This is a genomic window from Acinetobacter sp. Tol 5, from assembly GCF_019702905.1.
GTDB lineage: Bacteria > Pseudomonadota > Gammaproteobacteria > Pseudomonadales > Moraxellaceae > Acinetobacter > Acinetobacter bereziniae.
Genome location: NZ_AP024708.1, coordinates 1,155,485 through 1,178,930 on the forward strand (window position 1 = coordinate 1,155,485; position 23,446 = coordinate 1,178,930).

The following is a 23,446-nucleotide window of genomic DNA, read 5'->3' on the forward strand; positions in this document are numbered from 1 at the left end:
GCACTCCTTTATTCTTTTGATCAATGAAAACCCTAGATTAAATTAAAACTTTGCTCTTAATGTAAGGGTAACATTACGCGGTTCACCCCAATAAACGCCGTTATAAAAACCGACATTTAAGTAGTATTTTTCATCAAATAAATTATTGATATTTAGACTTGCAGTCAGCTCATCACTCAATTTATAACTGGCAAAAGCATTTGCCAAGTAATAAGCCTTCTGAGTCACTACACCACCGTTGTAGGCATTTGCAGGTGCTCCTCCCCATCTTTGTGAGATTTCACTTTGCCAGTTGACGCCACCACCTATCGTCAGTTTTTCTGAACCTGACCAAAGACTTTCAGGCAGGGTATAACTGCTAAATAATTTCACTTGGTTTTGAGGAATATTGCTTAAAGCATTAGCATTTGCAGAACTGACACTATTGACATAAGTATAACCAAAACTTAGATTCCAGTTTTCCTGTAATTTACCAATGGCTTCTAATTCAAAACCATTGACTTTAAGCCCTTTGCCCGTTGACATATAGGCAGTATCCATCTCATCAACTTTAGCAATGGTGCCGTTTTTTACACCTTCGCGGTATTCAACATCTTCTACAGCAAGGTCTTTGACATCTGACCAAAATAAAGCCGCACTGGTCAATAACTTACCGTCCAATAAATCCGCTTTTAAACCAAGCTCACTGGTACTGCCCATTTCGGGATCTAAATAGTCACCAAAGCGATCTCGTCGTGTGGAGGGATTGAATACTTTGGTATAGCTGGTATAAGCAGTATAAGTATCATTGAGGTCATATAGAATCCCTGCATAGGGGATGAGCTGGTCAAAATTACGTGGCTTTGTAGGAGAAACAGCAGCGTTAGGATCCCATTTATCGACTTTGTAATCATAGGAACTATAACGTGCGCCTACAATTAACTTAAGCGGGTCAGTCAGATTTAAACGTAAAGTTGAATATACGCCGTAAAGTTCTGTGGTATTGGTACTACCTGCACCATTTTTTTCATATGTCGGTTTGGGAATATTTCCTGTCCACTCTCGATAATCTGGTATCGCAGCAGGATATGCTATTTTGCTGTTAACACTTAGCGAAGTATTTTCACTTTTGAATCCACTATAACCAATAATTAAATCATGTTGGCGGTTTAACAATTGGAACGGACCTGTCGCATAAAAATCAATATTGAGCTTTTTACTTTCAGCATAAGGGCTGACCATACTCCATAGACTTAAACCTTTACCTGTGCTTGGGTCTGGAAAACCACTCCCACCATAAGCCACGATCCAACTGTTATCCGAAGTGCTGTGGGCAATTGCTGCTTTTACCAACCAATCATTGGCAAAAGTATGTTCTATATCTGCAAAAACTGTTTTATCTGTATTGGCAATTGAGCTCCAGTCCGCAGCCAAACTAAAGTTTCGCGAAAAATTCGCTTTACTTCCATCAGCATTGAAATAGGGCACTGTTCCCCACGTTGAGCCTTTAGGGGCATTGTCTTGATATTGGAACCCAACAGAGGCAGTTGTGTTTGCCGTTAAATCTGCACTGATAATCCCCATCGCGGCTGTTGACTTTAGTTTATAACGATCCATATAGGATTCTTTGTCAGTATACGCTGCCATGAATCGGCTTCTAACACTGCCATCTTGAGTGAGTGGAATAGAAACATCGGCTTCAACACGGGTGTTGTCCCAAGAGCCATAGGTGGAGCTAACATTGCCCTTAAACTCTTTTTCAGGGCGTTTACGAACCATATTGATGGTTGCAGAAGGGCTTCCTGTTGAACCTGTTAGACCTGATGCACCTTTGACGACTTCAATACGATCAAAGAAGAAACTGTCAAAGCGAGGAGCATTGTCACCTACAGGTATACCATCAATTTGTCGGTTGCTGATCGCAAAGCCTCGGGAATAGTAGTTAGAACGTTCACTGTCATTCTTTGTTGCTGTTACACCGGGAGTGGCAGCAAGTACATCATCCAAAATAGTGAGACCACGTTGCTCAATTTGTTCACGTGTGACTACACTGACAGATTGTGGTGTTTCTTTTAAAGATAACTTGAGTTTCGAAGATGATCGTGATGAATTGGCTTTATAACTGCCACTTCCTTCAGTTTTTTCATCTTGGGTATCTGCTTTGACGGTAATGGTTGGGAGAACAGACAGATCAGTATTGGATGGTTGTTCTTGTGCAAAAGCAGGATGGGAAATTGCACCACATATCAAGAATGACTTGATTGCAATGTTTAATGCCGTTTGTCGAAATTGCTTGTCCATAATAGTGATAAATTATGCTAATAAGAATCGTTATTATTATCAATAAGATTACAAAAAGCTACGAAAATGTCATAATTTATAAATAATTATTTTGATATTTAAAGAAAAAATAAGATTTAAATTTATGTAATATATTATTTTATATGTAATTTTTTTAAAATTAAATACATGAAAATTTATTGTTCATTTCATTAAACTCATAATGATTAAATGTATCAGAAAGTAAATTGATTGGGAGCAAAATTGTTCCAAAAAAAAGATTGACATTAAAGTTAACTTTAAACTTAAAGTAGAACTATATCCAATGAGGCGATAAAAATGAAAGTCTTCGAAAAATTGATATTTCCAAATGGTTCTGAGATTGCCAATCGTATAGCGAAAGCTGCGATGGAAGAAAATATGGCAGATTTAAATCACGCACCTTCTGAAGCATTGATGCGTTTATATCAAGCTTGGGCTGATGGTGGTGCAGGACTGATTATTACCGGTAATGTCATGGTGGATCGTCGTGCAATGACTGGACCTGGTGGTGTGGTACTTGAAGATGATAAACACTTGGACATTTTTAAACGTTGGGCTCAGATAGCGCGTTCTCAAGGGGCACAAGTTTGGCTGCAAATCAACCATCCTGGTCGTCAAATGCAGTCCAATCTGGGTCAAGCAACTTGGGCACCATCTGCTGTTGGATTAGATTTAGGCAAAATGTCAGATCGTTTTAATTTACCAATTGAAATGACTCAAACGATGATTGATGAAGTGATTCAACGTTTCGCAAATACGGCTCGGTTAGGCGAAAAAGCAGGTTTTACGGGAGTCGAAATCCATGCAGCGCATGGCTATCTATTGAGCCAGTTTTTATCACCGCTCAGTAATAAACGCCAAGATCAATGGGGCGGTTCACTTGAAAATCGTGCACGTCTTTTACTTGAAATTGTCAAAGCAGTTCGAGCAGTGGTCTCAGATCAGTTTACGGTGGCAGTGAAACTTAATTCAGCAGACTTTCAGCGTGGAGGTTTTAGTGCTGAAGATGCTCAACTTGTAGTCGAAATGTTGAATGAATTGGCGGTCGACTTGGTTGAACTTTCAGGTGGCAGTTATGAAGCCCCCGCGATGCAAGGACAAGCGCGAGATGGTCGAACTTTGGCACGTGAAGCTTATTTTTTGGAGTTTGCGCAAGAGATTCGCAAGATTGCCAAAATGCCCGTGATGGTCACAGGTGGTATTCGCCGTAAACAAGTTGCTGAACAGGTCATAGAGAGTGGTGTCGATATGGTTGGAATTGCTACGGCTTTAGCCATTGATCCAAACTTACCGAATGCATGGAAGCAAGGACAAAATATAACACCAACTTTGAAAGCAATTTCATGGAAGAATAAAACGCTTGCATCACTTGCCAATATGGCAACAGTTAAATTTCAGCTACGTAAACTCAGTTTAGGTAAAACGCCCAATCCTCAAGTGTCCCCCTTATGGGCATTGATTTTACAACAAACTGCGATGGCACGTCGTACTCGTCAGTATAAGCATGCGATGGCAAATATCTTAAAAGCGAGGGGGTAAGATGGGACAAAATCATGATTTGAATTGGATGATTTATGGTGCAAATGGCTATACTGGTGAATTGATTGCCCGTGAAGCTGTTCGACAAGGACTGAGACCGATATTGGCAGGGCGTAATCAAAGCAAGGTGGAAGCGTTAGCACAAGAACTTGCATTGGAGTTCCAAGCTTTTGGATTAGATGATATTGACCTTATCAGTGCACAGTTAAGAGGACTGCATTTAGTGCTACATTGTGCTGGTCCCTTTTCTTTGACATCGAAACCCATGATGCAAGCCTGTATTCACGCAGGTGCGCACTATTTAGATATTACAGGTGAGATTGCCGTTTTTGAGTGGGCACAATCACTGAATACACAAGCACAAAAGGCAAATGTTGTACTATGTCCTGGAGTTGGGTTTGATGTTATTCCAACGGATTGTATTGCGGCTGCTTTAAAGGACGCTTTACCTGATGCGACACATCTGGCATTAGGCTTTGATTCAAAAACAGGACTTTCACCTGGAACTGCAAAAACCAGTACAGAAGGAATGGCAGAAGGCGGCAAAATCCGTAAAAATGGTCAAATTATCAATGTTCCTCTGGCTCATCATGTCCGTCAGATTGATTTTGGACATGGGCAAAAAAGCGCAATGAGTGTGCCGTGGGGAGATGTAGCGACTGCATTTTACACCACAGAAATTCCCAATATTGAAGTGTTTGTACCTGCAACATCCAAGCTGATTTGGGGTGCAAAAATGTTGAATCATCTTCGCCCAGTATTTAAGTTACAGTGGGTACAGAAGATAATGAAATCACTGATTGGTAAATCAGTGACTGGTCCTGATGCAGAACGACGTGCCAAGATACCGACTTATGTTTGGGGTGAGGTACGTAATGCACAGGGGCAGACCAAAACAGCAAGAATCCAAACTGAAAATGCTTATAGTTTAACGGTGAATGGTTCATTGGCTGTGGTGAGTTATCTACTTGATCAGCGTGTTAATGGTGGAACATATACGCCTGCCAAATTGATGGGTTATCAGCTTGTTACTCAGCTTCAAGGTTCAGGCGAATTGGTGATTTGCTAATGTTCAAAAGTTGAGAGAAGTGAGATATCGATTGAGTTGTACTTCTTATTCACTCTTAATTGACTCAAAATGTATGAATAAAGAAAAACCAGATCAAGTGATCTGGTTTGTTATGGCATCGAACAATTTTTTTAAGAAATTAATTTAACCTGAGTTCGATAAAAATCATTGATGAAAGATGATACAGCCAAACCTCCTGATTATTCATACAAGTGATTTGGATGATTCATTTATTTCGCCCTTTTGAATCTATAGATGGTCTTGCTATCGTGAAGCGACATGGATGTCGCCATGTTGAGCGGGGGTATATAGGATGTACCCCTCGCTCAACGAAAGATTTTTGTCACTTTTCATCTCTGAAAAGTGAGCCATCGCCTACGCAAAACAATTTAAACTTTAGAAATAAAGCGTGGCTGTGCAAGCCTTAGATCATCAAACAATCTATTGATCGCTTTCATTTTATTGATCAAGAGAAATGAAACGCTATTGATGGTTGCGCTTGCGGAGCACCGCTCCTCATCCTAAAATTGAATGAAAACTCAGTAAGACTCCGCAGAGATTTATTTTTTTCTTCTAGTTAAGGATGTGGTTACGTCGAACTCACATTACTTTAGACTTTTTAATCGTTTTATCACAGCCTCAGCAACTTCTTTACTGGATTGAGGATTTTGTCCCGTGATGATCCTATCATCAGAAATCACATAAGAGGTGAAAGGGAAAAAACCTCGTTTATATTGAGCACCGCGTTGTATTAAATTGTTTTGTAGAGAAAAGGGAACTTGAGATTTAATTCCAGACAGCACTTCCTCAATATTGGCAAAACCGGTCACAGTTCTTCCTGCAATCAGTGGTTGTCCATTTTGTTTTTTTAAAGGCAATAATCCACCGACACCATGACATACTGCTGAAACAATCCCACCTTGTTGATAAATTTTTTCACTGATCTTTTGTAGGGCTTGATTGTTGGGAAAATCCCACATCGTCCCATGCCCACCAGTATAGTAAACGGCTTGATAATGTGCTGGATCAATTGTATTAGGTGCCAGTGTGGTATTCAGCCGTTGTACAAAATTTGGGTCTGCTAGATGTGCTTTAGCTGATGCATCCATGTAGATAGATTTTAAACTCCGTTCATCCAGTGGAACAGTACCACCTTGAGGGCTGACAAAATCCATGTCGTATCCTGCTGCTTGAGCAACATCATAAAAATGAGTAAGCTCAGTCAGCCATAATCCTGTCGTATCAGAACGTGAGGGATATGTTGCATGATTGGTCATAACCACCAAAATTTTTCCGCTTGATTTTACGGGGTTTGTTTTTTGAGTAGATTCAGATGCTGTGCTTTGACCACTTGCGAATATCACCATAAAAATGCCCATCCACCGATAAAGAAGATTCCAACGTTTAAACATAACAGGTTCCTAATCGTCCACCTGTATTCAATGCTATGCTTAAAGTGAGGTTTAAGGTCAAGCACTTTTATGATTTATGGATAACTGGGCTACATTTGTTCCTTTGCATAATAAAGATTCAGCAAGCGTTGTGCATTTTCCGCACAAGTAATTTCATCAGGTTTGTTATTGATTGCGTGAATCATGGTGCGTAGATTCAGTTTGCTGAGGCTTAACTTTTGTTCTAATTCTTCAATATCTTTAATTTTACTTTCCAAAATACCGATCAATATGTCGTGATTCCATTGACCAACTTGAGAGGGTAAGAAAGACTTAATTTCATTCAATGAAAAACCGACTTGTTGTGCCTGTTGAATCAAAAAAAGCTGTTTAAGATCATCTTCACTGTACTCTCTATAACCATTTGATTTTCTTTTGGCTTTGGGGAGTAGTTTGATTTGTTCGTAGTAACGAATCGTCGGCGTACTTAGACCGCTTTGTTTAGATAATTGACTGATATTCATTTTACTAATTTGTTTTTAACACTCAAGTTTACTTTAGGCTTTTGTATAGTCAAAAGCAAGATGAAAAGATCAATCTGAATTTCATTGAGTGTAAGGGCAAGAACAGTGGAGCAGGGAAAGGATCTTGTATTTTCAGTAGTAGCGCCATGAAAATACAAGATTGGTGAATACCCTATGATCAAAACAGACCCGTTTAAAATTAGAATGCCCAAACAAATTTTAATAGTCCGGTATGACCTTCTGGGCGATTTTCAACTTGAGTCTCAGTTAAATATTTCGCTTCGACCGACCAGTTTTTATCTTGATATTGTACGGCAGGACCAACAGCCAAAACCTGACCACGCATACCAATATTGTCACCATGTTGACGATCTGACTTGGTTTGCTTAAACGCATAACCTTCAATAGCAACTTTAACATGATCTGAAAGCTTATAGCCTATACTGTAATCTCCTGCAAAATAATCTCCAGATCGATAATGTGTATCATCGTTTTCTGTATTAAAGCTATAAGAGATTTTCGTAGAAAGGTCTAAACCATTTTCAGGTGCATAGCTATAGGCAAAAATTGGTCGTACGGTATTGTAGTTTTTTCCTATATTGGCAACCAAAGGTTGAGTGATGCTTGCTTTGTCATATTTTCCAGTAGCAAGCACTGTTTCAATCGCGCCAATCCAGTGATGATTACCACGGTGCCAACCAAGCATTGAACCGAGCATTAGATCACCCAAGGCGGTGTTATGGTCTGACATACCTGCTGCTGAAAGGCGCAAATCGACCATCGGTTGAATCGCATAGAATCCAAGTTGACCTCCCCAATAGTTTTGCTCTGTCATCCAAACCAGTCGAGGAATAAAAGCATTGACGTCTAAATGAAAATTGGGAGGACCTTGATCAAAATGTCCTGCATGATAATTTTGATAATAAGTCAATAAGTAAACACCCGGTGGAGGTAAGGCACCTGCCATCATACCTTCTGCACCCAAGGCAAATGAGTCTGCCCCATTTTCCGTAGCATGAACGATGTGCGTGCTTAAACCGAGCATTAATGTAAGTGAAAGTTTTAAGATGAGTTGTTTCATAGAAAATCCTTTTCAATGATATTTTTATGACATCGAGCTGTACCTATAAGCTTCTGTATAGGTACATTGTGTTAGATAAAATCGTGATGTTTGAGGTTAAGCTGCTGCTCGACGGCGATTAACTTCTGTTGAGGGAATTTGTTGAGTGTCTTTGACCAATTCAAAATGAAAGTTAATGTGCTTAAAAGGCTGATCTAAATTATATTTTTTAATCTCCTCAACAGCTGTAACTTCACTTGCCGTGGCAATTAAGCCTTCACGTGTGGCAAAGGCAAAGTCATCCCACAGATATTGGTCACCCTCAATATTGAATTGGGTGGTGAGTTTGCGATAACCCGGTGCAGAGACAAAGTAGTGAACATGAGATGGGCGATTTCCATGACGTCCCAGCAAATTGAGTAGCGCTTGTGTCGTACCTTCGGGTGGACAGCCATAACCCACGGGCATAGTGGTTTGCGCGACATATTGACCATTGGTGTCTGTGAAAATACTACGGCGCAAATTAAACTCAGACTGAGATTTATCAAAGAAAGAATAGTTGCCTAGACTATTGGCATGCCAAATTTCTACTTTGGCATTGGGAATTTTATTTCCAGCCGTATCTGTGACAATACCTTCAATGATCAACGTATCAACATGATCCGATTCAGAACCATCATCCATACGGGCAAAGCCGACAGATTCAGGTGCACCTGCAACATATAATGGACCTTCGATCGTGCGTGGTGTTCCGCCTGTAATACCAGCTTTCGCATCGGCTTCATCAGCACGCAGATCTAAATAGTGTTCTAAGCCTAATCCTGCTGCCAACAGACCAAGCTCGTTGGCTTGACCAGCATCGGTAAAGTATTCTAAACCTTTCCAAAGTTCAGTTTGAGATATATCCAAGTCTTCAATAGCTTGGAACAAGTCTCCAAGTAGGCGAACCACAATTTGCTGAACACGTGGATTTACTTCACCTGTTGCAGTGTCTACATTCATTTGTTGAACTAATTTATCTATTTCTTGGCGGTTCATCATCATCTTCCTTTGATTGATATGACTGTCGGGAGTGATCTTGTTTTGTCGAGATCACTCAACTGTATCTTTGACTAAAATTGTATAAAGACATGCGTTAGGTCTAAATGTGTCTGAAAAGTGCTGAACGTGATTGTTCCTTTGCACCATCCGCAGCACTCAAGAAACGTTCAGTATGAATATCTTTTTCAAACAAACGGCTTTGCATCAGTGTAGAAATAGCTGCATCAATCATCGGAGGCGGTCCACATAAATAGGCTTTGTGTCCACCACATTTGTGCTCGAAATAATTGGCTACAGCTTCATGAACAAAGCCTGTAAAACCTGTCCAATCGTCTGCTGATTTGGGTGCATTAAGCGCAGGGATGTATCTGAAATTTGGATATTCTTTGACAAGCTGTTCAAATTTTTCTCGGTTATACAATTCAGCCAGATCACGTGCGCCTTGGAAAAGATATATGATGCGTTGATCACCTTGTTCAAGCAGATCCATGATCATGGATTGCGGACTGGACAGCCCCGAACCGCCTGCGATAAAGATGACATTTTGTTGGTCAGACTTACGCACAAAGAATTGCCCATATGGACCTGAAAGAGCGAGTTTATCTCCCAGCTTTAACTGTTCATGGATATACTGTGTTCCCTGACCGCCCTCGACTTTACGAATGTGTAATTCGATGATATTGGTTTCACTGGGTGAGTTTGCAATTGAAAATGCACGAGTCCCTTCGACATTGGGGATATGGAGATTGATATATTGTCCAGCTTGAAATGCCATCTCACGATCAATTTCAAAACGGATGCCCTTAATCGTCGGTGATAAGTCGGTTATTTCGACCACTTTTGCTTGGTAGTCTTGAACCAAGTAGCCTAAGAAATCCTCATCTTCATCCACATCTGCTTCGATGATCATGTCAGATTCAGGTTTACAACAGCAGGCCAAAACTTTATTTTCTTCTCGTTCAATATCCATCAATGCAAACGGTGAAGCCTCGCCAACATCGTAGAAGCCGTCTGTGACTTGGACTTTGCAAGTCCCGCATGTGCCATGCCCACATGCAAAGGGTAGCCAAACCCCTTGGCGTAATGCAGCATCCAAAATAGTTTGATCTTGCTCTACTTCAATCGTGGTACCGATGGGTTCGATGGTAACTTGATAGCTCATCTTCATTCTCCTTAAACGTGTGTGCCGTTGTAACCCTGTAATTCAGGCGTAACAAAGCGTAGGAGTGATTTGTGATCAAAACCCAAATCCGCTAAAGATTTAGAAAAGTCCACGTTTAACCGTTGCCGATTAAGGTAAAACTCAACTTTTGACCAATCAATATTTGCAAAGTCAGGGTGTTGTTCGAAACCTACTTGAATCTGTCCATCAAGCAACTCTTGAAAAGTTTGATGCGCTGAAACGACAAAAGTATGGGCAGAACAAAAAAGTGTATGATGATCCCAGCCAATAAATAGCAGCATATTGTCGCCGTATTTTTGCTGGAGATCTAAAGGTTCAAATTGATAATTTTCTACAATCGCTTTTACGGTCATGGGGTAATTCCTCAAATTTTTTGAATAAATCCTTGAGAGGATGTAGTCGTTAGCGACGACATCCGTTCCTTGGTGCTGTTGTTTTGAGTGGTGGATTAAGCCGCGTTACCTTTCCATTTTTTCCAGCGTTTTTGGTCTGGGGAACCTTCTATGTCAAGATTGTCTGCACCCACATTGAAATTGTAGTAGTCCCTTAAAATGCTTTCTAAGTCAGGACCACCGCAATTGCCTTGTAAAATCTGATGAACAGGCAACCAAGCTTGGATGTATTTTTCAGGCTCTCTTTCAAAAATGTCATGGCAGCCATCTGAACAGGTATGGTAGCGTTCGTCTTGGTAAATTGACTCACGATAACTGAACATGGTTTGGTCGCCATCCATCTCTGTAAATGTCATTGGAATTTGGCAGACTTGGCAAAGTTGTGGTAAGCCTGCGCTATAGAAGCGTTTACCTTCGGCTTCCATTTTGCGTGCCAGTTCCCAGCGTGGGCGATAGTATTGGTCAAAAGTGTCAGGGTATTTTGCAGATAACCAATCCATTTCTTCATCTGTTGGAATCCAAGTATGGAAGCCAGCCGCATGACCAAAGTTATAGAAAATCCACCATGCTTGGTGTGATACATGCTCTTTTTCTTTGGTGATGACCTCACTGTATTTCGGCATACGAATGCCATAGCGACTAAGGTCTTTGAATAATGCACCACCTGCTTCTTCAAAGTAGGTTTCCCAAGCTTCTTTCCATGACATGACTTTATTTGGCAACATATAGTCCATCATCATGCCGACGATGGAGAGCAAACGGGTGCCACGCCAGAACCATTTATCAATCCATTCTTGAACGATTGGTACATTATCTTCATGCTGTTCAAGTAAGAATTTGACAATTTCTAAACCGAGTGTCATGTGGCGTGCTTCATCTGATTGGGCACTAAAGCCAAAGGTGACAGTTGCCATATCACCGTTATAGGCTGCGCCTGACATAAATGGTACGAATAACAGATTGGTCAATACATATTCAAAGGCAAAACTGATCGCCAATAAAAACTCAAACGGTCCAGCTGAACGGGCATCTTCAAAGAATGATTTCGGAACGGATAAATACCAAACACGATCATGCATATGTGCCCAATCTTGGAAACCGTCAAAGAACTTGTTGTAATGACTCATCGCATGAATCTGGGTTTGTACATGACGTAATTCATCGATAGATTGCATCTGTGAAGCAATCCGAGCGCCGATTCCACCAAATTGGCGTCCAACATGTGCATAACCCTGATAAGCTTGATATTCCAACGGGGTCACTGCGGTTAAAAACAGTTTGATGGCATTGACATAACGTTCATTCGAAACATTCATTTGTCCATTGTTTTGCGCAAATGCATCAAAAATGGCATACAGTTTCTTTTCTTTTTCAGCTTGGTATTTCCAATAGGCATCCATAGTTAAACGGAACGGGTCTTCCCATTTAGACCAGTCAGTGATTTTTATGCCTTCGAATTCTTCATAAGGAAAGGCATCTTTTCGATCTGCATAGGAAAACTCCCAGTCCAGATCACGGGTCAATATTCGATAACGCTCTTTGGCATTGAGTTTTTTATTGCTGACTTTTGCTTGGCTATTCATTTTGATTATCCTTTCAATGGCTTGAAGCTGCCTGCTTCTGATGTTTTGCTTTGATGTAGGGCGACGGGTTTAATTCCACTTCAGGGTAAAACTGTCATCATCTTCCTCTACATTGCCACCCAGTGTGATCATGTTGAGTTGCAGTTCTTGAATGTCCCAATCCTGTCCGAGCTTTTCTGATACTGTTTCAGCTCGAATCACCAAAATGCTTGTACTTTCTACGCGTATCATGGCTGGGAGATATTGGATGTTTGCTTCAGGATTGTCCTGTTCAATGGCTTCAATGATGTAACGTGAGGTGTCATTGTCTTGTAAGGCTAAATAAACTTTAGAACTCATGATGGCAATTCCTTATGCTGCTGAATCAAGTAAAACCAAACCTACCTTTTTACTGCGTTCTGAAAGAGCATTCAGTGCAGTATCAATATTGCTGTCAGGTAGTGCGTTTTGTGCCCAACTTTGAAATGCCAGTTGAACGTTTGGAAGCATTTCGGTTATCCATGATTGAATTAAAGTTTTATTTTCTTCTGATTCTGAAATCGCAGTTTTTAAAACACTGTCAGACCACTTACGTAAATCAGTTAAGCAGTCTTTAACAAATTCGGTGAGGATGGCGATATCACGTCCACCATGTTCAACAAGCCATTGATCGAGTTGTCCAAAGACCAGTTCTTGTAAGAAGGTGTCGATCAGCAGATTTTGCAGGATGTAGAGTTTGAACCAATCTTGCTCTGTCAGGCTGTGTTCGCAAAGTTTGCGTAGAGGTTGCCACATCTCATCATTCATCCAAGCTTGTTTTGCCTGTGCTAAGGATTCACCTGTATGACCGTCGAGCATCAGACCGATACGGGAAATATATTGCGCCATCCCTAAACGATCCATTGCTGCAAAAATACAGGCTTGGGTGATCACGGTTCCATAGCCATAAGCACTCCCTGACATCATGTGTAAGTTAGCAGTCTGTTCGACATAGCGAAATGGCAATAAACAAATGATGATTTTTTGTTTGACTGCATCACTGAGGTTGTCAACCAATTGACGTTTTTCAAAAAATGAATAATTACTTTCAGCAGTATCTTGCATACGTGCGCGATGTTGCACATAAGCACCATAGTAGAACTGACGAGGATCCTTAAATGCATACCAGTCTTGCATTTTCAAAGCTGTATGGGTTTGATCATTTAACGTTTTTTCAGGCTTCCACAATGGACGATAGTGAAAGTTGGTGGATGCCTGTACATCAAAACTGACTTCCTGATAACGGGTGGCAGGTTTGCTACCAAAGCGACGTTCGATATAGGCATAGCTTTGGCGAATCGGCTCTAAATTGGATGTTTTAATTTCTAAAGTCATTTCATTCTCCTTTTCGACTTAAGCCTGATCTTCTTGATCAGCATATTGGCGCGTATGATTGAGAACAGTGGGTTCAATGCCGTAGCGCCATTTATCTTCCTGCGCGTCATTCCAAGCCTGTTGTTCTGCGGTCATTTCGATTACATGGTTAATTTCACAAAAGTGCTGAAATGCCTGTTGGGGTAAAACCAATTCAACAAATAGGGTTGGATCATGAATCGCAAAATCAAACTCAACGAATTTGGCATTACGATCACCAGTAATTCGAATGTATTTCACCAGTGGGTGAGTGGGTGTGGCATCTACCATAAGTGGAATCCTTTTGGTCAACATCAACAACAGCTTTGATGCAGAGCGTCATGCTCTTCGGATAATTCCCTGTAGATATTTCAAAAGTCGTGCCAACTTTATTTTTATATTTAAATACAATTGTTTAAGTTTTTTTTGCCGATTGAAAGAGGCGAGATTGATTGAGATATTCATCAAATGATGAACATTGGTTTAATCAGATTTCATCAAAACAATAAACACCTTATTGATTGATCCATTCGTTTATTTTTTTATTTATGAAATAAGATTTTTTAAGCGACTGATATAGATCAAAATTAAGATAATATACCTCTAAGGTATAAAAATATAAGAATAAGGTAGTAAAGCTTTTTAGTCGGAATTAGGTAATATCAAAGTTGCATTCACAAAAGACATATAGCCAAGGATGGATATCATGCCCCAAGCCAAAAATGTGAAGGTATATAAGCAGATACTTGAACAAAACAAAGATATTCAAGATCTATTGGATAAAATCGTTTTTGATACCCGACATGGTCAAATCTGGTTTGATGAAAATCGTATGTTGTTGATGCATACCAGTATCATGGGGTTTTTAAGAAAAGATTTGTTTCAGATGCTAGGGCTTGAAAGAACCAAACGTTTTTTTATTCGTTGTGGTTATCAGGCTGGCATGCGTGACGCAGAAGTGACCTCTAAACTTCGCCCCAATTTAAATGAAGCTGAAGCTTTTATGGCTGGACCGCAAATGCATGGTATTCGTGGCATGGTGCAGGTAGAAGTCAATGAGTTGCACCTCAGTCATGATTTAAAACAATTTTATGCGGATTTTAATTGGCTGAACTCATTTGAAGCTGAAGTTCATTTGAGCGAATTTGGTTCTTCCGATGAACCAGCTTGTTGGATGCTCTTGGGTTATGCTTGTGGTTACAGTAGTTTTGTGATGGGACAGACCATTATCTATCAGGAAACACATTGTGTCGCTCAAGGGGATGACCATTGTCGAATTATTGGCAAACCTTTAAGTGAATGGGAAAATGCTGATGAGCTGATTCGTTTTATGTCACCAGATCCTATTTCAGATGAAATCATTGCCTTACAGGCTGAACTCAATGCGTTGAAAAAGAATATTTATACAGACGCAGAAAGTGATTACACCATGTTCAATGCGGTGGGTGAATCAGTGGCTTACCGTCAAGTATGTGATTTACTGAAAAAAGCAGCAGGCAGTAAAGTGGCTGTTTTATTGCAAGGTGAAACAGGTGTAGGTAAGGAAGCTTTTGCTCGTGGTATCCATAATGCCAGTCAGCGTAAACGCCAACCTTTTGTTGCGGTCAATTGTGCTTGTATTCCTCCAGATTTAATTGAGTCAGAACTTTTTGGTGTTGAAAAAGGTGCATTTACAGGGGCGACTCAATCTCGAATGGGAAAATTTGAACGTGCTCACGGTGGAACGATTTTTCTTGATGAAGTCATTGAGCTTTCACCCCGTGCGCAAGCTGCCTTATTAAGAATGTTACAAGAGGGTGAGTTTGAACGGGTAGGAGATACTCGTACACGTCAAGTTGATGTCAGAATTGTTGCAGCAACCAATGAGGATTTGGAACAAGCTGTGAAAGATGGCAAGTTTCGAGCAGATTTATATTATCGCCTTAATATTTTTCCTGTTTTGATTCCACCTTTACGTGAGCGTAAAGAAGATATTCCTTTATTGATCAATCACTTTTTGGCACGGTTTGAAAATATGTACGACAAAACCTTAAAAGGCTTAAGTGATAAAGCTAAAAGTTTTGTGATGAAATATGATTGGCCGGGTAATATTCGTGAATTAGAAAATTTGTTAGAACGTGCAACATTATTGACGGATCATCAACAGGAAATAAAATTAGACAGTTTATTTCCACAGCATAAAGATGTGGAAAGTACATCTGATTCGACAGACATGAATATCAATATTGATGAATTATTGACTGAACATTTTTCTTTGGAACAATTTGAACAAGACATTATTCGCACTGCTATGGACAAAAGTCGCCAAAATGTTTCAGAAGCGGCTCGAATTTTGGGAATTAGTCGGGCGACCTTGGATTATCGATTAAAGAAAATTGATCAGCCATAAAGAGATCAGCATGCATCGAGATGACAACCAATTCAATTCATAGCTATATCGCCATATAAATTTATTTAATAAATCAAAAGTTTGAATCATATTCAAAACATCTTGGTGCAGTTTGTCTACTTTATAGTGAAGCTAAGATGTTGAGGGGGAAAGAATGAGACTTCGGAGGCAAATTAATATTCTAAAAACCAATGAATTGAACAGTAAAAACTCACCAGTGTGAGTTTTTACATAAGACTGCAGATTCAAAGAAGATTTAAAATCATCAAGAGACTAGAAAATTTGCCAACGCTTGATTAAATTGTTGCGGTTTTTCTACATTGGAAATATGAGATGCTTCAATCACAAAGAGTTCAGACTCAGGGATTTGCTCCTGCATAAATTGCCCATCTACAACAGTCGTCACTGGATCTTGTGCACCAGCAATCACCAAGACAGGTACCGTGATGCTATTGATTCGAGTGGTTAAATCCGCTTTAGCCAAAGCCTCACAACAACTTGCATAACCCTCTGTGCTGCTAGCTGCGAGGTCGTTACTCATGGATTTTACAATCGCTGTTTGACTTTGGATAAAGGGCTCGGTAAACCAACGAAGTGCTGCTGTTTCTGCAATCGGGAGTAAGCCTTGCTCACGCACCAATTCGGCACGTGCTAACCAAGCAGATTGCTGACCAATTTTTGCAGCAGTATTGCAGATCACAACATGGTTAAATCGTTGCGGATGATGAATCGCCAACCATTGACCTGTTAAGCCACCCATTGAAATTCCGCAAAAATCTGCTTTTTGAATATTGAGCTGATCCAATAAATGAATGACATCTTGACCCAACTGTTCGATAGAATAGGGTCCTTGAGGTGCTGTCGATTGCCCATGACCACGGGTGTCATAGGCTATGACAAAATGATCTTTTTGAAAATATTCAATTTGTGCCTGCCACATACTCAGTTGAGTACCCAACGAATTGGAAAATACAAGGGCAGGCTGAGTCGGCTTACCCCATGTTTGATAATGAATGACAGCATCATCTGACTGGAATGTTGGCATAGAAACTGATCCTTTTGCCTGTTTGATGATATTGAAAGACCAACAACTTTAATGGTTGGCTACAAAATCTTGTTTTAAATTAAAATTAAACGCGTTGAATAATCATGGCGATGCCTTGACCCACACCGATGCACATTGAACACAAGGCATATTGCCCTTGAATCTGTTCAAGTTGGTTGAGGGCGGTTGTCACCAAGCGGGCACCTGATGCACCCAACGGATGCCCCAAAGCAATCGCACCACCATTCGGATTGACCCGTGCATCATCATCTGCCAAGCCTAAATCACGAGTCACTGCCAAAGCTTGGGCAGCAAAGGCTTCATTCAGCTCAATCACATCCATCTGCGCCAAACTCAGATTTGCCTGTTGAAGTAATTTCTTGATCGCTGGTGCAGGTGCAAAACCCATGATTCGAGGTTCTATACCCACGGTTGTTGCTGCAATGATTTTGGCGCGTGGTTTTAATTGATATTGTGCAACGGCTTGATCTGATGCGATCAGTAAAGCGGCTGCACCATCATTAATTCCTGAAGCATTACCCGCAGTTACCGTACCTTCTGCTTTCACCACACCTTTTAATTTTTGTAAGGCTTGCAATGTGGTTGACGCTCGTGGATGCTCATCTTGATCCACCAGCAAAGCATCACCTTTACGCTGAGGAATGGTCACAGCAACAATTTCTTGTTTAAAAAAGCCCTGTGCCTGTGCTGCTGCTGTTCGTTGTTGACTGTTCAATGCAAACTGATCTTGATCAGCACGGTTGATGTTGAATTGCTCAGCCACATTTTCAGCGGTTTGTGGCATGGTTTCTACACCATACATGTCTTTTAGCTTTGGATTGATAAAGCGCCAACCCATGGTGGTGTCTTCAATCTTTTGGCTACGCCCAAAAGCACTGTCGGATTTACCCATCACATAGGGTGCTCGACTCATGCTTTCCACACCACCAGCAATGATCAGATCGGCTTCATTGGCTTTAATCGCCCGTGCTGCCATCGCAATCGCATCCAGTGACGAACCACATAAACGATTGACCGTAGTTGCAGGCACTTCAACAGGCAGCCCTGCCAATAATGCCGACATACGACCCACATTTCGGTTGTCTTCACCTGCCTGATTGGCACAGCCATAAATCACATCGTCGACTTTTTGCCAATCCACAGTCGGGTTGCGTTGCATCAAGGCTTGAATTGGCACTGCACCTAAATCATCCGCTCTTACAGCTGCAAGTCCACCAGCATAACGACCAAATGGAGTTCGAATGGCATCAATGATATAAGCATTTTTCATGTGTTTTTCCTTAAATAATCTCCCCCCTTGCGAAGCAGTGCTTCTCATCCTTTAAAAAGGAGAGAGACTTCAGCCCATTATTTATTTAGGTGAAGTCCCCCTTTAACAAAGGGGGATTTAGGGGGATTTCATCCATTAATTCTGCTGTGTTGCATCAAGCAATTGAGCACCCGTCATCGACTGCAATTCTTCAAAGCTGAGACCCGCTACTTTTTCAATCACTTTTAAACCGTCTGGAGTAACATCAATCACACATAGATCGGTATAGATACGGTCGACACATTTTTTGCCAGTCACAGGATAGGTCAGCTCAGCCACGATTTTGGGTTCGCCTTGTTTGGTGACATGGTCAGTGGTGATAAAGACTTTTTTGGCACCGACTGCCAAATCCATTGCACCACCCACCGCAGGAATCGCATCAGGTGCGCCTGTATGCCAGTTGGCAAGATCACCATTTTCAGCAATTTGAAAGGCACCCAATACTGCAATATCCAAGTGCCCACCACGCATCATGGCAAAAGAATCGCCGTGATGGAAAAAGCTTCCGCCTGTGAGCATGGTGACAAATTCTTTACCTGCATTAATCAGTTCAGGGTCTTCTTCGCCTTTGGCAGGGGGTGGACCAAAAGCCAGTAAACCATTTTCAGAATGTAGGAATACCTCTTTGTCTGAAGGTAAGTATTTCGAGATTTTGGTCGGTAAACCAATACCTAAATTCACATAAGCGCCATCGGGAATGTCTTGTGCAACACGTTCTGCAATTTGGTCACGGCTTAGTTTTTGATAGCTCATGCTGCTTCTCCCTGTCCCGCATTGACAGCAACCACATGCTGTACAAAAATCCCGGGTGTAATGATATGTTCAGGATCAAGTTGACCGAGTTCTGCGATTTCAGAAACCTGTGCAATGGTGACATCCGCCGCCATCGCCATAATCGGTCCAAAGTTTCGTGCAGATTTACGATATATTAGATTGCCCCAACGATCGCCTTGATGGGCTTTGATCAAAGCAAAATCAGCTTTGATTGGATACTCAAGCACATAGTCTTTTCCGTCGATATGGCGGGTTTCTTTTCCTTCGGCAAGCAATGTACCAAAACCTGTTGGTGTGAATACTGCCCCTAAACCCATCCCCGCTGCTTGAATACGACATGCCAAGTTTCCTTGAGGAACAAGTTCTAGTTCAATCTTGCCTGCATGATAGAGTTCATCAAATACCCATGAATCAGACTGGCGCGGGAATGAACAGATGATCTTACGTACAGCCCCTGATTTGAGGAGTTTTGCCAAACCATAATCGCCATTGCCTGCATTGTTGTTGACAATGACCAAGTCTTTGACGCCAAGCTCAATCAATCCATCAATTAGCTCTGCGGGTTGTCCTGCTGTTCCAAAGCCACCAATCATAATGGTTGAACCATCTTTGATTTTTGATAGGACTTCTACCATGGATAAAGAACTTTTATCAATCATAAGACTTAACCTTTGTCTATGTTTCCAAATTGCTATGCATAAATGAGTCAGAACATATTTATGCATAGCGATCTAAAACAGGTCATGAGATAAACGCTGTTATCTCACGACCTCACGCATAAAAAATTTCTAATTAAGCACTTGCACGGCGACGATCTACTTCAGTCGTTGGTGCATCTACTTTTTCTTTTACTAATTCAACATTGAAAGTAATGTGTTTGAATGGTTTGTTAACACCACGACGAGCAAGTTCAGCTTCATCAGTGACATCTTCAGCAGTAGCAACTAAACCTTCACGTGTAGCAAATGCAAAGTCATCCCATAGGTACTTGTCACCTTCAATATTAAACTGAGTGGTGAGTTTGCGATAACCTGGTGCAGAGACAAAATAGTGAACATGCGATGGGCGATTTCCATGACGTCCCAGCAAATTGAGTAGCGCTTGTGTTGTTCCTTCAGGTGGACAGCCATAACCCACTGGCATGGTGGTTTGAGCAACATACTGACCATTGGCATCAGTTAAAATACTACGACGTAAATTAAAATCAGATTGAGATTTATCAAAGAAAGAATAGTTGCCTAGACTATTGGCATGCCAAACTTCAACTTTGGCACCTTCAATAATGTTGCCATCTGCATCTGTGACTTTCCCCTCGATAAACAGGGTATCAACATGATCTGATTCAGAACCATCATCCATACGGGCAAAGCCCACGGATTCAGGTGCACCTGCAACATATAATGGACCCTCGATCGTGCGTGGTGTTCCGCCTGTAATACCAGCTTTCGCATCTGCTTCATCAGCACGTAAATCTAAATAGTGTTCTAAGCCTAATCCTGCTGCCAACAGACCTAGCTCGTTGGCTTGACCAGCATCGGTAAAGTATTCTAAACCTTTCCAAAGTTCAGTTTGAGATATATCCAAGTCTTCAATAGCTTGGAATAAATCTCCGAGTAGACGAACGACAATTTGCTGAACACGTGGATTCACTTCACCTGTTGCAGTGTCTACATTCATTTGTTGAACTAATTTATCTATTTCTTGGCGGTTCATACTGATTCTCCTGAAGTATGAAAGGTGTTACGTGGCTTGCTTTGCTTACTCATGGTTGATTGATGAAATATTTAAACCAACAGCTTTGCTTGCTCCATTGCTCACCACAGTCCTTGTTAATTACGGTGATAAAAAAATGATCAATACAGTTTAACTGTCATCTTCACGCACAGATGATGGATGACGATTTAAAGCCATCACTTCAATATTCATGTAAGGGTACAGTGGAAGACCTTGTAAAATGCTATGCAGTTCTTCGTTGCTCTCAACATCAAAAATACTGATGTTTGAATACTGTCCTGTAATGCGCCAAATATGACGCCACTTGCCTTGTCGTTGTAAATCTTGTGAATATGCCTTTTCAACAGCTTTAATTTCATTGGCTTTTTCAGCAGGCATATCCAGTGGGATATTTACATCCATTCTGACTTGGTAAAGCATGGGAACTCCTTGAATTATTTACGACGTAGCTTGTCAATTTTGTCTTCATCCAGTTCAATACCTAACCCAGAAGCTGTCGGAATTTTCAGCTCAAAATTTTCATATTGAAGTGGTTTTTTTAAAATTTGTTCTGTGAGCAGCAATGGACCAAACAGTTCAGTGCCATAAGCCAAGTTACTGAATGTTGAAAAAACATGGGCTGAGGCGATCGTACCTACAGGTCCTTCCAGCATGGTGCCGCCATAGAGATCGATTCCCGCTAGATTGGCTAACTTTCCAACTTCACATGCTTCAATTAAGCCACCTGACTGAGCGACTTTCACTGCAAAAACAGATGCTGCATTGCATTTCGCCAGTTCATAAGCACTTTGTGGTCCCATCAAGGACTCATCTGCCATAATCGCAATATCAAACTTTCGCGTTAAGCGTTGCATAGCATCAATATTTTGAATTGCACAAGGTTGTTCGATCAAATCAACCCCGCCATCTTGAAGCATTTTGATGCCTTTAATTGCGGTTAATTCAGACCATGCTCGGTTGACATCGACTCGAATTGAAATCTCACTGCCCAATGCTTGTTTAATGGCCAACACATGTTCAATATCTTGCTCTAAAGGTCGCGACCCAATTTTTAATTTGAAAATGTTATGACGTTTTGCGGTAATCATTTTCTTGGCTTCAGCAATATCTTTTTCGGTATCGCCAGAAGCCAATACCCACAATACTGAAATAGTGTCGCGTAAACGCCCACCTAATAATTCACTGACAGGAATTCCCAAACGTTGAGATTGAATATCCAATAAAGCAGTTTGAATGGCACATTTTGCAAAACGGTTACCATTGATATTACGCTGAATCACTTGCATGGTCTGTGCAATATTCAATCCAGACAAAGTCTTGAGCAAAGGTGCAAAATACGTGTCAATATTGGTTTGAACACTTTCCGGGCTTTCTTCACCATAACCTAAACCACCTATTGTAGTTGCTTCCCCCCAGCCAACAAAACCATCTTCAGTGGTGATTTTAATCAGCACCAAAGTTTGTGTTTGCATCGTCGCAACCGCCATCTTATGAGGGCGTATTGTCGGGATCTCGACTAAAAGTGTTTCTATGGACTTATACATACTGCGAATTTCTTAAGTATTAATCTATTTATATACCCTAAATTAATGTAATATCTTTAACTAGGCTGGATTTGGTATTTTTAGATACTTAAAAGGTATATTTTGGTGCGAGATAGATAAAATGGAATTAAGACATCTTCGTTACTTTGTGACTGTGGTTGAAGAGCAAAGTATTACCAAAGCGGCTGAAAAATTATGTATTGCGCAACCGCCCCTGAGCCGACAGATTCAAAATCTTGAACAAGAACTGGGCATCCTATTATTTGAACGTGGTTCGAGACCTGTAAGAACAACGGAAGCAGGGCAGTTTTTTTATCAACATGCAGTACAAATTTTAACCCATACTGCTCAAGCGGCATCTATGGCAAAACGGATTAGTGCAGTCAATAAAATTGTACGTATCGGTTATGTCAGTTCACTTTTATATGCGCTGTTACCCCAAATCATTTACTTGTTTCGTCAACGTCATCCTGATATTGAAGTGGAATTAATTGAATGTGGGACCAAAGACCAAATTGAAGCATTAAAGCAAGGTAAAATTGACTTAGGTTTTGGTCGTTTAAGAATTAGTGATCCTGCGATTAAACGCATTGTACTCCGTGAAGAAAAGCTGAAATTGGCTGTACATAAAAATGATCATCTCGCTGAATATATCGACCAAGGTGTTTATTTATCACAAATTACTCATGAAACGATTTTCTCTTATCCCGCAACTCAAAAACCCAATTTCTCTACCTTAATTCAGTCGATTTTTACTGAACTGGGATTGGTACCCAAAAATATGGTTGAAGTGCGTGAAATTCATATGGCTTTAGGCTTGGTCGCATCAGGCGAGGGGATTTGTTTGATTCCTGAAAGTGCCAGTGATATTGGAATGAAGAATTTAGTTTATGTGCCTATTTTAGATTTGGAAGCCTATAGTCCAATTTCGCTATCAGTTCGAAATATGGATCAAAGTAGTTATGTGCCGAACATACTTGCATGTGTGAGAGAGGTTTTTGAGCAAGAAAACATTAGCTTAAAAATGAATCTGTAAATGGTCTCAATCTATGCAACTACTGCATGGAAACGTTCTTATATTCTGGATTTGGAATACATGTGCTTAGAACGCTTCCATTTAACACTTCAAGTTTTGATGAAATAGTGCAATTCATTTTTAAACCATTGATCAATGCT

22 protein-coding genes are annotated in these 23,446 nt (G+C 40.7%); 4 read left to right on the top strand and 18 right to left on the bottom strand.

What is annotated here, in order from left to right:
• Positions 1-42 precede the first annotated feature (42 nt).
• Positions 43-2,280 carry a TonB-dependent siderophore receptor gene (locus TOL5_RS05370; protein ID WP_121773802.1) on the bottom strand — a complete coding sequence of 746 codons (2,238 nt, stop codon included), beginning with the start codon at positions 2,278-2,280 and terminating at the stop codon, positions 43-45.
• A 318-nt stretch (positions 2,281-2,598) separates the two neighbouring features.
• On the opposite strand from TOL5_RS05370, the gene TOL5_RS05375 reads away from it, so the two are divergent.
• Complete coding sequence (locus TOL5_RS05375) at positions 2,599-3,840, top strand: NADH:flavin oxidoreductase/NADH oxidase family protein (protein ID WP_046760518.1); 1,242 nt, start codon at positions 2,599-2,601, stop codon at positions 3,838-3,840.
• A 1-nt stretch (position 3,841) separates the two neighbouring features.
• Positions 3,842-4,909: a saccharopine dehydrogenase family protein gene (locus tag TOL5_RS05380; protein WP_121773803.1), complete on the top strand. Its 1,068-nt coding sequence runs from the start codon at positions 3,842-3,844 to the stop codon at positions 4,907-4,909.
• A gap of 605 nt (positions 4,910-5,514) precedes the next feature.
• On the opposite strand, the gene TOL5_RS05385 is transcribed toward TOL5_RS05380, so the two are convergent.
• From TOL5_RS05385 to TOL5_RS05430, 10 genes are all read right to left on the bottom strand, one after another.
• The gene (locus TOL5_RS05385) at positions 5,515-6,321 is read right to left on the bottom strand and encodes a type 1 glutamine amidotransferase domain-containing protein (protein ID WP_121773804.1); all 807 of its coding nucleotides are present in this window, start codon (positions 6,319-6,321) and stop codon (positions 5,515-5,517) included.
• 89 nt (positions 6,322-6,410) lie between these two features.
• On the bottom strand, positions 6,411-6,824 hold the full coding sequence (locus tag TOL5_RS05390; RefSeq protein WP_009586765.1) for a MerR family transcriptional regulator: 414 nt from the start codon (positions 6,822-6,824) through the stop codon (positions 6,411-6,413).
• Positions 6,825-7,023: 199 nt separating this feature from the next.
• Positions 7,024-7,905: a SphA family protein gene (locus TOL5_RS05395; protein ID WP_121773805.1), complete on the bottom strand. Its 882-nt coding sequence runs from the start codon at positions 7,903-7,905 to the stop codon at positions 7,024-7,026.
• A 96-nt stretch (positions 7,906-8,001) separates the two neighbouring features.
• Positions 8,002-8,922 carry a catechol 1,2-dioxygenase gene (gene catA / locus TOL5_RS05400; protein WP_121773806.1) on the bottom strand — a complete coding sequence of 307 codons (921 nt, stop codon included), beginning with the start codon at positions 8,920-8,922 and terminating at the stop codon, positions 8,002-8,004.
• A 103-nt stretch (positions 8,923-9,025) separates the two neighbouring features.
• On the bottom strand, positions 9,026-10,087 hold the full coding sequence (locus TOL5_RS05405; RefSeq protein WP_042088412.1) for an NADH:ubiquinone reductase (Na(+)-transporting) subunit F: 1,062 nt from the start codon (positions 10,085-10,087) through the stop codon (positions 9,026-9,028).
• A gap of 11 nt (positions 10,088-10,098) precedes the next feature.
• The gene (locus TOL5_RS05410; protein ID WP_004829544.1) at positions 10,099-10,461 is read right to left on the bottom strand and encodes a phenol hydroxylase subunit P4; all 363 of its coding nucleotides are present in this window, start codon (positions 10,459-10,461) and stop codon (positions 10,099-10,101) included.
• A 95-nt stretch (positions 10,462-10,556) separates the two neighbouring features.
• Complete coding sequence (locus TOL5_RS05415) at positions 10,557-12,083, bottom strand: aromatic/alkene/methane monooxygenase hydroxylase/oxygenase subunit alpha (RefSeq protein WP_004829543.1); 1,527 nt, start codon at positions 12,081-12,083, stop codon at positions 10,557-10,559.
• Between the two features lie 69 nt (positions 12,084-12,152).
• On the bottom strand, positions 12,153-12,422 hold the full coding sequence (locus TOL5_RS05420) for an MmoB/DmpM family protein (RefSeq protein ID WP_005033116.1): 270 nt from the start codon (positions 12,420-12,422) through the stop codon (positions 12,153-12,155).
• A gap of 12 nt (positions 12,423-12,434) precedes the next feature.
• Positions 12,435-13,436, bottom strand: a complete 1,002-nt coding sequence (locus TOL5_RS05425) for an aromatic/alkene monooxygenase hydroxylase subunit beta (RefSeq protein ID WP_121773808.1) — start codon at positions 13,434-13,436, stop codon at positions 12,435-12,437.
• 18 nt (positions 13,437-13,454) lie between these two features.
• On the bottom strand, positions 13,455-13,745 hold the full coding sequence (locus TOL5_RS05430) for a phenol hydroxylase subunit (RefSeq protein ID WP_009586699.1): 291 nt from the start codon (positions 13,743-13,745) through the stop codon (positions 13,455-13,457).
• Positions 13,746-14,160: 415 nt separating this feature from the next.
• On the opposite strand from TOL5_RS05430, the gene mobR reads away from it, so the two are divergent.
• Complete coding sequence (gene mobR / locus TOL5_RS05435) at positions 14,161-15,843, top strand: phenol degradation transcriptional regulator MobR (protein WP_199935071.1); 1,683 nt, start codon at positions 14,161-14,163, stop codon at positions 15,841-15,843.
• A 265-nt stretch (positions 15,844-16,108) separates the two neighbouring features.
• On the opposite strand, the gene pcaD is transcribed toward mobR, so the two are convergent.
• The 7 genes from pcaD to TOL5_RS05470 all read right to left on the bottom strand — a co-directional run bounded on the left by pcaD (position 16,109) and on the right by TOL5_RS05470 (position 22,270).
• On the bottom strand, positions 16,109-16,888 hold the full coding sequence (pcaD, locus tag TOL5_RS05440; protein ID WP_121775486.1) for a 3-oxoadipate enol-lactonase: 780 nt from the start codon (positions 16,886-16,888) through the stop codon (positions 16,109-16,111).
• 85 nt (positions 16,889-16,973) lie between these two features.
• Positions 16,974-18,179: a 3-oxoadipyl-CoA thiolase gene (gene pcaF, locus TOL5_RS05445; protein ID WP_151776334.1), complete on the bottom strand. Its 1,206-nt coding sequence runs from the start codon at positions 18,177-18,179 to the stop codon at positions 16,974-16,976.
• A gap of 135 nt (positions 18,180-18,314) precedes the next feature.
• Entirely contained in the window at positions 18,315-18,971 is a 657-nt protein-coding gene (locus tag TOL5_RS05450; RefSeq protein WP_121773811.1) for a 3-oxoacid CoA-transferase subunit B, read from the bottom strand.
• On the bottom strand, positions 18,968-19,651 hold the full coding sequence (locus TOL5_RS05455) for a 3-oxoacid CoA-transferase subunit A (protein ID WP_121773812.1): 684 nt from the start codon (positions 19,649-19,651) through the stop codon (positions 18,968-18,970). Before TOL5_RS05455 ends, TOL5_RS05450 begins: the two co-directional genes overlap by 4 nt.
• Before the next feature lie 133 nt (positions 19,652-19,784).
• Positions 19,785-20,705, bottom strand: coding sequence for a catechol 1,2-dioxygenase (gene catA / locus TOL5_RS05460; RefSeq protein ID WP_005033098.1), 921 nt, complete (start codon positions 20,703-20,705; stop codon positions 19,785-19,787).
• 150 nt (positions 20,706-20,855) lie between these two features.
• Complete coding sequence (gene catC / locus TOL5_RS05465) at positions 20,856-21,146, bottom strand: muconolactone Delta-isomerase (protein WP_005033095.1); 291 nt, start codon at positions 21,144-21,146, stop codon at positions 20,856-20,858.
• Between the two features lie 14 nt (positions 21,147-21,160).
• Positions 21,161-22,270 (bottom strand): muconate/chloromuconate family cycloisomerase, encoded by a 1,110-nt coding sequence (locus TOL5_RS05470; RefSeq protein ID WP_100885735.1) that lies wholly within the window; start codon positions 22,268-22,270, stop codon positions 21,161-21,163.
• Between the two features lie 121 nt (positions 22,271-22,391).
• Here TOL5_RS05470 and catM point away from each other — a divergent pair, with 121 nt between their 5' ends.
• Positions 22,392-23,306, top strand: coding sequence for a cis,cis-muconate-binding transcription regulator CatM (gene catM / locus TOL5_RS05475; protein ID WP_009586366.1), 915 nt, complete (start codon positions 22,392-22,394; stop codon positions 23,304-23,306).
• Positions 23,307-23,446 lie beyond the last annotated feature (140 nt).